This is a genomic window from Roseibium sp. LAB1, from assembly GCF_054658235.1.
Genome location: NZ_BAAGIB010000007.1, coordinates 84405 through 97729, shown reverse-complemented (window position 1 = coordinate 97729; position 13325 = coordinate 84405). Strand labels below are relative to the sequence as shown.

Below are 13325 nucleotides of genomic sequence, written 5' to 3'. Positions count from 1 at the left end.
GTTTCGGCGGAGTTCGCAAATCCTGACGTTGTCGCTCCTGTCTCGGCTCAAGGCCGCAACGGCAGGAAGTGAAAGGTGAGGCTTTGAATTCTGCATCGTCATGCCACGGCTCAACCTTGGCAATGACGACCTAAGAGGTTTGGCCAGGACTTGAGAATTCAGCAATGGCGCAATTCGTTCGAACAAATGTAACCGGGAGGTTTGTATGAGACTTGAAGGAAAGAAGGCGATTGTTACCGGTGGTGCCTCGGGCTTTGGCGCCGGTATCGTGCGTAAGTTTGCAGCTGAAGGCGCCAAGGTAATGGTCGCGGATTTGAACCTGGAGCTAGCCGAGGAAATTGCCGCCGAAGTCGGCGGGCTGGCCATCAAGACGGATGTGTCCAGCAATGACAGTGTCAGCCACATGGCCGACGTAGCGTCCTCGCTGCTCGGCTCTGTCGACATTCTGGTCAACAATGCGGGTATCACGCATCTGCCCAAGCCGATGCAGGAGGTCACTGAAGAAGAGTTCGACCGGGTCATGGCCGTCAACTGCAAGTCGGTCTATCTGACGGCGAAACACTTCGTTCCGGCCATGACGGAAGCCGGCAAGGGTGCGATCCTGAACGTTGCCTCCACCGCAGGTCTCAGCCCGCGCCCCAGGCTGAACTGGTATAACGCTTCCAAGGGCTGGATGATCACCGCTACGAAGACAATGGCGGTGGAACTGGCCCCTTCGGGCGTACGGGTGAATGCAATCTGCCCGGTTGCCGGTGAAACGCCGCTTCTGAAAAGCTTCATGGGCGAGGATACGCCCGAAATGCGTGCCAAATTCCTCTCCACCATCCCCATCGGCCGCTTCTCGACCCCGGAAGACATGGGCAATGCGGCCTGCTTCCTGTGTTCCGACGAGGCGGGCATGATCACTGGCGTTGCCATGGAAGTCGACGGCGGCCGCTGCATCTGAGGATTGATAAGCCACGGCTGGATCATGTATCTGCAGGGTCGAACAGACTTGTGCGACATCGAGCTGGCTGAAGGAAAATCGACCATGAAACGATACACCGGCGGTTGCCTTTGTGGAAATGTCCGGTTCGAGGCAGAGGGCGATCCGTATCGGGTCGGCCTTTGCCATTGCCTTGACTGCCGCAAACATCATGGTGCGCTGTTTCATGCGTCAGCCGTCTTTCCCGAAGAGGCCGTGAGCCACGAGGGAGAAACGGGAGAGTACCAGGGGCGGTGCTTCTGTCCCCGGTGCGGGTCGTCCGTTTTTTCGCGAACGGGTGATGAAACCGAGGTGCATCTGGGGGCGCTGGACGCGCCCGACCAGCTGACACCGACCTATGAGCTCTGGACCATTCGCCGCGAAGCCTGGCTGCCGGAGCTTCCGCTTTCCAGGCACTACAAGCGCGACCGGGAAAACGAGGGTCGCGAGGAATAGCGTCTTCGTTCCAATCGTCAATCGTGAGTCATCCAGCGCGCTGACATTCGGATTCCGGGTCGGCGAACGGCCGAGCTTCTTGTGGCCGGCATGATGCAGGGAAGCGGATTCGATCCTTTTTGCCGGCTCAGGAACCTTCTCGAAAACAATTTCTCACGTTTAAATTCAGGTGAAACACCCTGAAATCGCTCGATATTTCTATGCACTAAATGAATGCATTCAAAAAAATGAAACGTTTCATATTGACGTCGTATTTCGACCGTGCTTTCAATTGGGCAGCCTGATAGCGCCCTTGGAATGGCGTGAGAGGTGCAGCCTTTTTGGGAGGAAAATCATGAAGTTATTGAAAATCGCTGCCGCGGCAGCGACCGGCCTCGCTTTGCTTGGTGGAACCGCTCTCGCCGACGACAAGCCGGTGGTTGGCCTGATCATGAAATCGCTGGCCAACGAGTTCTTTCAGAACATGATGGTAGGTGCCGAGGAGCATCAGAAGCGTCGTGGCGACTACGAGCTCAAGGCCGTTGGCATGCAAAACGAGACCGACTTTGAATCGCAGATCAACGCGGTCGAAAATTTCATCACCCAGGGCGTCGATGCCATCGTGGTTGCTCCGGCTGATAGCCGTGCCATGGTTCGTCCGCTGAAAAAGGCGATGGAAGCCGGTATCGTAGTGATCAACTTCGACGTTGCACTCGATGAAGAAGCCAAGAAGCAACAGGGCGTCGAGCTGGCCTTCGTCGGCCCGGACAACCGCGGTGGCGCCAAGCTTGCCGGCGATGCCCTTGGCAAGAAACTGGGTGAGGGCGGCAAGGTCGTCATCATCGAGGGCAACCCGGGTGCTGACAATGCCACACAGCGTCGTCTGGGCTTTGAGGACTCTGTCGCCGAATACAAGCTGGACCTGCTCGACAGCCGGACTGCGCATTGGGAAACCGAAGAAGCCAACCAGGTTTTCGCCACCATGCTGACGGCTCATCCCGACCTTCAGGGCGTGATGGCAGCCAATGACTCCATGGCCATTGGCGTCGTCAAGGCGCTCGAAAGCGCCGGCCGTACCGACATCGAAGTGGTCGGTTTCGACAATATTCCCGCTGTCGGTCCGATGATCGAAGACGGCCGGATGCTGGCAACCGTCGATCAGTTCGGCACCGACATGGCGGCCAACGCTATCGATATGGCTCTCGACGTCGTTTCAACCGGTGAACAGCTTCAGGGCTGGGTCAAGACCCCGATTGAATTGGTGACTGCGAAGTAAGCAGTCTCAAGAACGCTCCCGCCCGGTCAGCTTTAGGGCGGGAGCTGTTTCCCCTTCAAAAAACGACTGGACGCATCATGGCAGCAGCATCGCTTGCCGCAGCGCCCGCCGCTGCACCCGACCGTGCTTTTCTGACGGTCGAGGGTCTGAAGAAGCATTTCGGTGGCGTCAAGGCACTGGACGGGGTCAGTTTCTCTCTGGACGAAAGCGAGGTTCATGCGCTCGTTGGCGAAAATGGCGCCGGCAAATCGACCCTCATCAAGATCCTGTCCGGCGTGTTTCCCTACGACGCGGGCCAGATCGCCCTTGCAGGTGAACCTTATCGCCCGTCGAACCCGCACGAGGCCAAGGATCATGGCGTTCAGGTGGTTCATCAGGAATTCAACCTGCTCGAACACCTCACCATCGCTGAAAACATCTCCATTGAGCATCTGCCGAAGAACAGCTTCGGCCTGTTGGACCGCAAGGAAATGAACAGGCGCGCCCGCAAGGCACTGGATGCGATCGGACTGACGGATGTCGATGTGACCGCGCCGGTGCGATCGCTGGGCATCGCACATCGCCAGCTTGTCGAAATTGCCCGGGCGCTGCAGTCGAAAAGCCGGATCCTGATCCTGGACGAACCGACCGCAACTCTGACGGAGCGCGAGACCAAACGCCTGTTCGATATCGTCGCCGGCATCAAGGCGGATGGCGTTACCGTGGTGTTCGTGTCCCATCATCTGGACGAGGTCTTTGCCATCTGTGACCGGGTGACGGTGTTTCGAAACGGCAAGACCATCGCAACGGACCTGATCAACGAGACCACGCCGGAAGGTGTGGTGCAACGCATGGTAGGGCGCAAGCTTGCCGCCGAGCAGGACGAACAGCCCGATGGCCATGAACTTGGCGCAAGCGCGCTGCGGCTGGAAGATCTTCTGACGGTCGCAAATCCCGGCACCAGCGGGGTTTCCCTTGATCTGCGGTATGGCGAGATTGTCGGGATCTCCGGACTTGTCGGGGCAGGGCGCACCGAAATCCTGCGCGGAATTTTCGGCATCGATCCGGTGCGTTCCGGCAAGATCTTCCGGGATGGCGTGGAAGTGCGCTTCAAGGGGCCGCGTGACGCCATTGCTGCCGGCATCGGTTTCGTTACCGAAGACCGCAAGGACGAAGGCCTCATTCTGGGCATGCCCATTGCCGCGAATATCTCGCTGGCCAACATGGGGTCCGTCTCCCGCACGGGACTTTTGAAGCTTGCGGAGGAAACGCGCCAGGCCATCTCAAGCGCCGCCCGGTTAACACTCAAATACGGACGGACGTCGGATCCTGCCTCGAGCCTGTCCGGTGGTAACCAGCAGAAGGTTGTCCTGGCCAAATGGCTGGCACGCAACCCGAAGGTGTTGCTGCTGGACGAGCCGACACGCGGTGTCGATGTCGGCGCCAAGGCGGAAATATACGCCATCCTGAAGGATCTGGCCCGCGAAGGCGTGGCGCTGCTTGTGGTCTCATCGGAAATGCCGGAGCTGATGACGCTGGCCGACCGCATTCTGGTGCTTGCCGAACACGAGATCCAGGGCGAAGTGAAACGCCCGGACTTCTCTGAAGAAAACATCCTGAAACTGGCCTACGGGCAATCGCCGGGCGCCGGGGAAAACAACCAATGACAACCGAAACCTTGACTGAAACGGCTGCCGCTGCGCCGAAATTCTCCATCCGGACGGTGCTGCACAATGCGGGTATCGGCCTTGCTCTGCTGGCGCTGATCGTCTTTTTCTCGCTCTTCACCGAGCACTTTCTGACGCCGAACAATATCACCAACATCCTGACCCAGATCACAATCAACCTGGTGCTGGCCGTCGGCATGACCTTCGTCATTCTGATCGGCGGCATCGATCTGTCGGTCGGTTCGGTGATGGCCTTTGCCGCTGTCGTTGCCGGCAAGGCGATCACATTGCCCGGCTTCGGGCCGGCGGAAGCCATAGCGCTTGCAGTCGTCGCGGCAACGCTGACGGGCGTCCTCTGCGGTTTTCTCAATGGGGCCATCAGCGCCTACTGGTCATTGCCGTCCTTCATCATCACCCTCGGCATGCTGAACATTGCCCGAGGCGCGGCGCTGCAGGTTTCAGAAGCGCAGACGATCTATTCCTTCCCTTTCGCCTTCGAGGAATTCGGCTCGGCCATGATCTACGGCGTGCCGGTGGTGTTCCTGGTGGCGCTCGTGCTGGTGTTCATCGCCTGGTTCGTGCTGAATTTCACGGTGTTCGGCCGTCTTATCTACGGTATCGGCAACAATGAGGAAGCCGTCCGGCTCGCCGGTCATTCGGTAGCCCGCTACAAGATCGCGGCTTTCACCATCTGCGGCCTGACAGCTGGCATTGCGGCGGTCGTCTACATGGCGCGTCTCAACATTTCCAGCCCGATTGCCGGTATCGGCTTTGAACTCAACGCCATCGCGGCTGTCATCATCGGTGGCACCAGCCTCAGTGGCGGGCGGGGTTCGATCATCGGCACGCTGCTCGGTGCTTTCATCATCGGAGTTCTCGCCAACGGTCTTATCCTGATCGGCCTCAGCGACTTCATGCGCCAGATGATCACCGGCGTTGTTATCATCGTTGCCGTCATTCTCGACTACTACCGTGCAAAGTACGCAGCCAAATGAAGCGCACAGCCCTGTTGAACCGCCATCTGAGTGCGCTTGTCGCCTCTCTCGGGCACCTGGACGAAATCGTTGTTGCCGATGCCGGTCTGCCTGTGCCTGACGGGGTGAGGGTCATCGACCTTGCCGTCACTCCTGGGGTGCCTGGCTTCCACGAGTTGCTCACCGCGCTGCGATCCGAACTCGTCATTGAAGGGGCTGTCTGGGCGGAGGAAGCCTCTGTTCAGCTTTCCACTCTGATGCAGAGCGAGGTGGATTTCTGGGCGTCGGAAACGGGCAAGAAATTAACGGTCTCAAGGCTTTCGCATGAGGACTTCAAGCACAGGACCCGGAAGGCCAGGGCCGTGATCCGCACCGGTGAGGTAACGCCCTACGCCAACATCATTCTCATCAGCGGAGTTGCGTTTTGACGTTCGTTACCGTTGTCGGCAGCATCAACATCGACCTCACCAGTTACCTCGACCGCTGGCCGAAGATCGGAGAGACGATTTCCGTTCGCGAAACCGTCACCTCGCTGGGTGGAAAGGGGGCCAATCAGGCCGTCGCCGCCGCCCGGCTTGGTGCCGACGTCAATTTCATCGGAGCTGTCGGCAGGGACGGATTCGGTGCGGAAGCTGCCGCTGCACTTCGGCCCGAAGGGGTCGCGACGCTGCTGGAAGAAATGCCGAAGACGGCAACAGGTCTTGCCTTTATCGATGTCGGCCCGGATGGACAGAATGTCATCCGGCTCTCCGCCGGTGCCAACGGCCGGTTGTCGCCGGAAGATGTATCAAAATATGCTGAAATTCTCGGCAAGAGCCGTGTTCTGCTTTTGCAGAACGAGATCGGTCTGGAAACTTCTCTGGCTGCCGCTCGGCTGGCCCGCCAGGCCGGTGCGCTGGTCATCATGGATCCCGCGCCGGCGCCGGATCCGGCCTGGCCTGCCGACGTTCTGTCCAGCTTCGATATTCTGACACCAAACGCCGGCGAAGCCGGTGGCCTTTTGGGCAATGAACCGCAAACGCTGGCAGACGCACGCGAGGCAGCCGAAGCCCTGCGGAGCCTTGGTTTACGCGGGGCAATTGTCACAATGGGGGCGGACGGGGTCGCCTGGTCGATCGACGGCAGCACTGGCGCCTTGCCCGCGCCGAAGGTCCGCAGCATTGATACGGTTGCAGCAGGTGACTGCTTCAATGGCGCATTTGCGGCTCGCATCGCTTCGGGCGTCGGGATTGACGATGCAATTGCCTTTGCCATGCAGGCGGCGGCGCTGGCGACCACCCGCAAGGGAGCCGCCACCTCGTTGCCGCGTCTGGACGAGATGGAGGCATTCCCCGTACAACGCATCGCCTGAATGAATTCAATTGCTTGATCCGATCATTCAGGAGTGGTTCAAGAGGGCATCGCCTGGGGCGCGGGGAGACACGCAAAACATGCCAACAATCAAAGACGTCGCACGCAAAGCCGGTGTGTCCGTTGGTACTGTTTCGCGCGTTCTGTCCAAAAACGAAACCGTCAAGCAGCCGCTGAAGGAGCGTGTGCTCGCGGCAATGCAGGAGCTGGATTACAAGCCCAACCTTGCCGCAAGGGCTTTGCGCACCAACAGCATCGACGTGATCGGCCTTGTGGTGCCGGATATCACCAATCCCTTCTTTGCCCAGCTCGCCAAGAACATCGAAATGGAGGCTGCGAAACGCAGCCACTCCGTGATGCTGGCCAATTCACACGACGACGCGGAAGCCGAACAGACCCAGATCGCGGCTCTGCTCGACAGGGCAGTTTGCGGGGTCATCGTGGTGGCAACGTCGGATGGCGGCCAGACTCACAAGGCCGATGTACCGATCGTTTCGCTCGACCGCCGTTTCGGACCATATCCATTGGTAGCGACCGATCATTTCGATGGATCGGGCAAGATTGCCGATCATCTTGTCGGTCTCGGACATCGCCGCATCGCTTATATCGCCGGCCCGCAATCCATGGAGGTTGCCCGCCAGCGGCAGGAAGGTTTCGTTGCCCGGATCAAGGCCCTGTCGACGCCGGACGATCCGATCACGCTCACCGTGCACGAAGGCCATTTCGATTACGACAGCGGGGAGGACATCGGCCGGGCGATCCTGAAAGATGCTTCCAGCGAGACACGCCCCACAGCCATTGCCGCCGCCAGCGACCAGCAGGCCATCGGTGTCCTGCGCTGCGCCCGCGATCTGAAGATCGCCATTCCCGCGGACCTTTCCGTCACCGGCTTCGATGATATCGCACTGGCAGCTCTCGTCGTTCCACGTCTCACCACCTTGCGCCAGCCCATCGAACGGCTGGCAGGGTCGGCAGTTGAGCGGATCTTTGCCGGCGAGATGGCCGCTGACGAGGCAATTGCCGGAGAGATCGTCGTGCGAGAATCGACGGCGAAGGTCTCTGCTTCCTGAAACTTGATTGAGTGTTTCCAATCGGGGTCCGCCAGACGTGTCAGGCAACTGGCAAAGATACGGACATTTATTTCAAGCTTGAAATTTTAGGCTTGAAATAAATATCTCCCTGTGGTTCGCTGAGTGTACCACAGCAGGGGAGGTTCTTATGCGGATTGCTTGTCTGGGCGGGGGACCTGCCGGTCTCTATTTCGCCATCTCGATGAAACTGCGAGACCCGTCCCACGAGATCGACGTGATCGAGCGCAATCGCGCCGACGATACGTTTGGCTGGGGCGTGGTGCTGTCCGACGAGACCTTGCAGAACCTTGCCGTCAACGACGCCGTCAGCGCCAAGGCCATCGGTGAGAATTTCGCCTATTGGGATGATATCGCCCTGCATATGCGCGGTGAGCGTCTGGTCTCCACTGGCCACGGCTTTTGTGGCATCGGCCGCATGAAGTTGCTCCTGCTCCTTCAGGAGCGGGCGCGCGAACTTGGCATCAACCTGAAATTCGAAACCGAAGTCGACAGTGCCGAGGACTACCGCAAGGATTACGATCTCGTGGTCGCAAGCGACGGTCTGAATTCCAAGACCCGCACGCTTTATCAGGACACCTTCAAGCCGGATATCGACCGGCGTCTGTGCCAGTTTGTCTGGCTCGGAACGCATCAGAAGTTTGCGGACGCCTTCACCTTCATCTTCGAGGAAACCGAGCACGGCTGGGTCTGGGCGCACGCCTACCAGTTTGATGATGAAACGGCGACCTTCATCGTGGAATGCATGCAGGAAACCTACGATGCCTTCGGCTTCGGCGAAATGAGCCAGGACGACAGCATCCGGACCTGTGAGGAGATCTTCAAGGATCACCTTGGCGGCCATCCGCTGATGACCAATGCCAAGCATATCCGCGGTTCCGCATGGATCCGGTTCCCGCGCGTCCTGTGCGAGAAGTGGAGCCACGAGAATGTGGTGCTGCTCGGCGATGCCGCAGCGACTGCGCATTTCTCCATCGGTTCCGGCACCAAGCTCGCCTTTGAATCAGCTATTGCACTGGCCGAATACCTTCACACCGAACCGGACATGGCGGCCGCCTTCAAGCGGTACGAGGAAGACCGGCGCCTGGAAGTGCTGCGCCTGCAGTCGGCCGCGCGCAACTCCCTGGAGTGGTTCGAGCACGTCGAACGGTATCTCCACCTGGACCCGGTCCAGTTCAACTACTCCATGCTGACCCGCTCCCAGCGCATCAGCCACGAGAACCTCCGCCTGCGTGACCCGCAATGGCTGGAGTCCGCCGAACGATGGTTCATGAACCAGGCCGGTGTGTCCCCGAATTCTCCCGTTCGCGCGCCGATGTTTACGCCGTTCAAGCTGCGCGAGATGGAGTTGAAGAACCGTATCGTTGTCTCGCCGATGGCACAGTACAAGGCCGTTGATGGTACGCCGACCGACTGGCACATGGTCCATTACGCCGAGCGCGCCAAGGGCGGGGCGGGCCTCGTCTTCATCGAGATGACCTGCGTCAGTGCAGAAGGCCGGATCACGCCGGGATGTCCGGGGCTGTATGCGCCTGAACACGAGGCGGCCTGGAAACGGCTGACCGATTTCGTGCATGCCGAAACAGATGCCAGGATCTGCTGCCAGATCGGCCATTCCGGCCGCAAGGGCTCCACGCGGATCGGTTGGGAAGGCATGGACAAGCCGCTTCATGACGGCAACTGGGAACTTGTCTCCGCGTCAGCGATCCCCTGGTCCGATGGCAATGCGACGCCGCGCGAGATCTCGCTGGCCGAGATGGACGAGATCAAGGCCGAGTTCGTGGCGGCCGCCGAGATGGCCGAGCGCGCCGGCTTCGACATGATCGAACTTCATGCCGCCCACGGCTACCTGCTGTCATCGTTCATTTCGCCGGTTTCCAACGTGCGGACGGATGAATACGGCGGCTCTCTGGACAACCGGATGCGCTGGCCGCTGGAAGTGTTCAACGCCATGCGGGCTGTCTGGCCCGATCATAAGCCGATGTCGGTCCGCATTTCCGCCTGCGACTGGGTGGGCGAAGAAGGCATCACGCCGGACGATGCGGTCGAGATTGCCCGGCGCTTCCGTGACGCGGGTGTCGATCTGGTCGACGTCTCTGCCGGTCAGACAACACCCAAGGCGCGCCCGGTCTATGGCCGCATGTTCCAGACGCCTTTCTCCGACCGGATCCGGAACGAAGGCGGGCTTCCGACAATGGCAGTCGGCAACATCTACGAGGCCGACCACGCCAACTCGATCCTCATGGCAGGCCGGGCGGATCTTGTCGCCGTCGGCCGTCCGCATCTCGCAGATCCCTACTGGACACTGCATGAAGCAGCGAAGATCGGCGATCGCAACGCCACTGACTGGCCGTTGCCGTATCTCGCCGGCCGCGACCAGATGTGGCGTCTGGCCGATCGGGAAGCGGAGATGCTGAAGGTATGAGTGTCGACGGCCGCCATATTCTTGTCACCGGTGGCGGCAGCGGCGTCGGCGCTGCCTGCGCTCATCTGTTTGCCGAAAAGGGCGCAAAGGTCACCATTTTGGGCCGGACGGAAGCAAGTCTTGCCGCGCAGCAGCTGCCCTACCAGGTCTGCGACGTGACGGATGCAGACGCTGTTTTGGCCGCTATTGCCGCAGCCAGGCAGGTGAACGGTCCGGTTGACGTGGTGATCGCAAACGCTGGTGCCGTCAGCAGCAAACCTTTTGCCCGCACCACACCGGAAGATTTTCAGGCCATGCTGGCAGTCAATCTCTTCGGCGTGTCCAACGTCTGGCAGGCTGTCCTGCCTGATATGAAGGCGAGTGGCTGGGGGCGCATGGTCGCGATTGCTTCCACGGCCGGCTTGCGCGGCTATCCCTATGTGAGTGCCTACAGCGCTGCCAAACACGCCGTTGTCGGTTTGACGCGTTCGCTGGCGCGGGAACTGGCCAGAACCGGCATCACGGTCAATGCCATTTGCCCGGGCTTCATCGAGACCCCACTTCTGCAGCGCTCCATTGATACGATCGTCGAAAAGACCGGCATGAGCCGTGAAGCCGCGGCGGACAGCCTGAAAGCGGACAATCCGCAAGGGCGTTTCATTCAGGTTTCGGAAGTTGCCGATGCTGCGCTCTATCTGTGTTCGGACGGGGCGGTGTCGATCAACGGCCACGCGCTGACACTTTCGGGAGGGGAGCTGTGATGCCGGAAACTGCAGCGAAACAGGAAGCCTTGTCCAAGACGCGCTTGCGCCTGTGGCTGAAGCTTTTGAAATCCGTCAACGGCATCGAAGCCGAGATCCGCCGGAACCTGCGCGATCAGCATGGAACGACGTTGCCGCGGTTCGACGTCATGTCGGCGCTCGCCCGTTTTCCCGATGGGTTGAAAATGTCGGAACTGTCCACCTTCCTGAAGGTGTCGAACGGAAATGTCACCGGCATTGTCGACAAGCTGACCGAGGAAGGCCTGGCGCTGCGTGTTGCCGTTCCGGGCGACCGGCGGGCACAGGTGGCCCGCTTGACGCCGAAGGGCCGGGCCGCCTTCGAGGAACTTGCCACCCATCACGAAACCTGGATCGACGAGCTGCTGGACGGCTGGTCGTCGGAAGATATCGCGGCGCTTTCGAGCCGCCTTGATCTGGTCCTGAAACGTCAAAGCCAAGAGGAGAGCAGCAATGCGAAGTGACGTGACGCATTTCAAATGTGAGATCGCGAACGGCATTGCGCGTATCGCGCTCGACCGGCCGGAACGCAAGAACCCGTTGACCTTCGAAAGCTATGCCGAATTGCGCGACTGGTTCCGGGATCTCGTCTATGCCGACGATGTCCACGCGGTGGTGATCCTGCCGAACGGCGGCAACTTCAGTTCCGGTGGCGACGTTCACGACATCATCGGCCCGCTGACGAAAATGAACATGAAGGAGCTTCTGGCCTTCACCCGCATGACCGGAGATCTGGTGAAAGCCATGCTCAATTGCGGCAAGCCGATCATTTCCGCAGTCGACGGCATTTGCGCCGGTGCCGGTGCCATTATGGCGATGGCGTCCGATCTGCGCGTTGCAACTCCCGAGGCCAAGGTTGCCTTCCTGTTCAACAGGGTCGGCCTTGCCGGCTGCGACATGGGCGCCTGCGCGATCCTGCCACGCATCATCGGTCAGGGACGCGCAGCGGAGCTGCTTTATCTCGGCCGTTCCATGAAGGCGGAGGAAGGCCATGCCTGGGGCTTCTTCAACGCGGTGGTTCCCGCGGACGAACTGGACCAGACGGCAATGGACATGGCTGGACGCATCGTCGCCGGGCCGACCTTCGCAAATTCCATGACCAAGACCATGCTGGCGCAGGAGTGGTCCATGGGGCTTGATCAGGCTATCGAGGCGGAAGCCCAGGCCCAGGCAATCTGCATGCAGGGCAATGATTTCCGCCGGGCTTACGAAGCCTTCGTCAAGAAAGAAAAGCCGGTGTTCGAGGGCGACTGATGTCGGATAAATCTTTCCTCCACTGGCCGTTCTTCGAGGACAAGCACTGGCGTCTTGCCGAGGAGCTTGAGATCTGGGCTGGAACGCATCTGGCCCATATCGATCACACTGACACGGATGCTGCCTGCCGGCATCTGGTCACGGCTCTGGGCCAGGCAGGCTTTTTGCAGCATAGTGGCGCACCGGACGGCAAGCTCGATGTACGCAGCCTCTGTCTCATCCGTGAGACGCTGGCCCGTCACGATGGTCTTGCCGATTTCGCCTTTGCCATGCAGGGCCTTGGTACCGGCGCGATTTCGCTGTTCGGTACGGATGAACAGAAAGCCGAGTGGCTTCCGCTGACGCGCACCGGCAATGCGATTTCCGCTTTCGCATTGACAGAGCCGCAATCCGGTTCCGACGTTGCCAACTCGACCATGACCGCCACCGACGACGGCGATGCCTTTGTGCTCGACGGTGAAAAGACGTGGATCTCCAACGGCGGTATTGCCGATCTCTATACGCTCTTTGCAAGAACCGGCGAAGCTCCGGGCGCCAAAGGGCTTTCCGCCTTCATCGTGACGCCGGACCTTGATGGGTTTGAAGTCGTCGAACGCCTGGAAACCATTGCGCCCCATCCGCTTGCCACACTGCGTTTCACCGGCTGCCGTATTCCAAAAAAGAACATGATCGGCACGCCGGGCGCAGGTTTCAGGATCGCCATGTCGGTCCTGGATATCTTCCGCTCGACTGTCGCCGCGGCCGCACTGGGCTTTGCCCGGCGGGCCTTGGACGAGGCACTTTCACGGGTCACGACGCGCGAAATCCAGGGCTCGCCCTTGTTCGATCTGCAACTGGTGCAGGGACATATCGCCGACATGGCGCTGGATGTCGATGCAGCGGCCCTGCTGATTTACCGTGCTGCCTGGACCAAGGACAGCGGCGCGCCCCGGGTAACGCGCGAGGCCGCCATGGCGAAGCTCTTTGCCACCGACCAGGCGCAAAAGGTCATCGACAAGGCCGTGCAGCTTCACGGCGGCGACGGCGTCCGCTCGGGCACGCAGGTCGAAAAGCTCTACCGCGAAATCCGTGCCCTTCGCATCTACGAGGGTGCGTCGGACGTCCAGAAAATCATCATCGCGCGCCAGACCCTTGGCGCCTTTCAAGGAGACTGAT

At 60.1% G+C, this 13325-nt stretch carries 13 protein-coding genes; all 13 read left to right on the top strand.

Annotated features, from left to right (window positions below; translation table 11 throughout):
- Window positions 1-205 precede the first annotated feature (205 nt).
- Window positions 206-946 carry an SDR family oxidoreductase gene (locus ACYQ54_RS26705; protein ID WP_460087867.1) on the top strand — a complete coding sequence of 247 codons (741 nt, stop codon included), beginning with the start codon at window positions 206-208 and terminating at the stop codon, window positions 944-946.
- 84 nt (window positions 947-1030) lie between these two features.
- Complete coding sequence (locus ACYQ54_RS26700) at window positions 1031-1420, top strand: GFA family protein (RefSeq protein ID WP_460087864.1); 390 nt, start codon at window positions 1031-1033, stop codon at window positions 1418-1420.
- 334 nt (window positions 1421-1754) lie between these two features.
- Entirely contained in the window at window positions 1755-2675 is a 921-nt protein-coding gene (locus ACYQ54_RS26695) for a substrate-binding domain-containing protein (RefSeq protein WP_460087863.1), read from the top strand.
- Window positions 2676-2752: 77 nt separating this feature from the next.
- Window positions 2753-4321, top strand: coding sequence for a sugar ABC transporter ATP-binding protein (locus ACYQ54_RS26690; RefSeq protein ID WP_460087862.1), 1569 nt, complete (start codon window positions 2753-2755; stop codon window positions 4319-4321).
- Complete coding sequence (locus ACYQ54_RS26685; RefSeq protein WP_460087859.1) at window positions 4318-5316, top strand: ABC transporter permease; 999 nt, start codon at window positions 4318-4320, stop codon at window positions 5314-5316. Before ACYQ54_RS26690 ends, ACYQ54_RS26685 begins: the two co-directional genes overlap by 4 nt.
- The gene (gene rbsD / locus ACYQ54_RS26680; RefSeq protein ID WP_460087858.1) at window positions 5313-5723 is read left to right on the top strand and encodes a D-ribose pyranase; all 411 of its coding nucleotides are present in this window, start codon (window positions 5313-5315) and stop codon (window positions 5721-5723) included. The genes ACYQ54_RS26685 and rbsD overlap by 4 nt, the downstream gene beginning before the upstream one ends.
- Window positions 5720-6646 (top strand): ribokinase, encoded by a 927-nt coding sequence (gene rbsK / locus ACYQ54_RS26675; protein ID WP_460087856.1) that lies wholly within the window; start codon window positions 5720-5722, stop codon window positions 6644-6646. The genes rbsD and rbsK overlap by 4 nt, the downstream gene beginning before the upstream one ends.
- A 79-nt stretch (window positions 6647-6725) precedes the next feature.
- Window positions 6726-7715 (top strand): LacI family DNA-binding transcriptional regulator, encoded by a 990-nt coding sequence (locus ACYQ54_RS26670; RefSeq protein ID WP_460087854.1) that lies wholly within the window; start codon window positions 6726-6728, stop codon window positions 7713-7715.
- Window positions 7716-7863: 148 nt separating this feature from the next.
- The gene (locus ACYQ54_RS26665) at window positions 7864-10158 is read left to right on the top strand and encodes a bifunctional salicylyl-CoA 5-hydroxylase/oxidoreductase (RefSeq protein WP_460087853.1); all 2295 of its coding nucleotides are present in this window, start codon (window positions 7864-7866) and stop codon (window positions 10156-10158) included.
- The gene (locus ACYQ54_RS26660; protein ID WP_460087852.1) at window positions 10155-10898 is read left to right on the top strand and encodes an SDR family NAD(P)-dependent oxidoreductase; all 744 of its coding nucleotides are present in this window, start codon (window positions 10155-10157) and stop codon (window positions 10896-10898) included. The genes ACYQ54_RS26665 and ACYQ54_RS26660 overlap by 4 nt, the downstream gene beginning before the upstream one ends.
- A complete protein-coding gene (locus tag ACYQ54_RS26655; protein WP_460087851.1) occupies window positions 10898-11380 on the top strand; it encodes a MarR family winged helix-turn-helix transcriptional regulator in 483 nt (160 codons plus the stop codon). Before ACYQ54_RS26660 ends, ACYQ54_RS26655 begins: the two co-directional genes overlap by 1 nt.
- A complete protein-coding gene (locus ACYQ54_RS26650; protein ID WP_460087849.1) occupies window positions 11370-12170 on the top strand; it encodes an enoyl-CoA hydratase family protein in 801 nt (266 codons plus the stop codon). Before ACYQ54_RS26655 ends, ACYQ54_RS26650 begins: the two co-directional genes overlap by 11 nt.
- A complete protein-coding gene (locus ACYQ54_RS26645) occupies window positions 12170-13324 on the top strand; it encodes an acyl-CoA dehydrogenase family protein (protein ID WP_460087848.1) in 1155 nt (384 codons plus the stop codon). Before ACYQ54_RS26650 ends, ACYQ54_RS26645 begins: the two co-directional genes overlap by 1 nt.
- The last annotated feature ends 1 nt before the right edge of the window (window position 13325 follow it).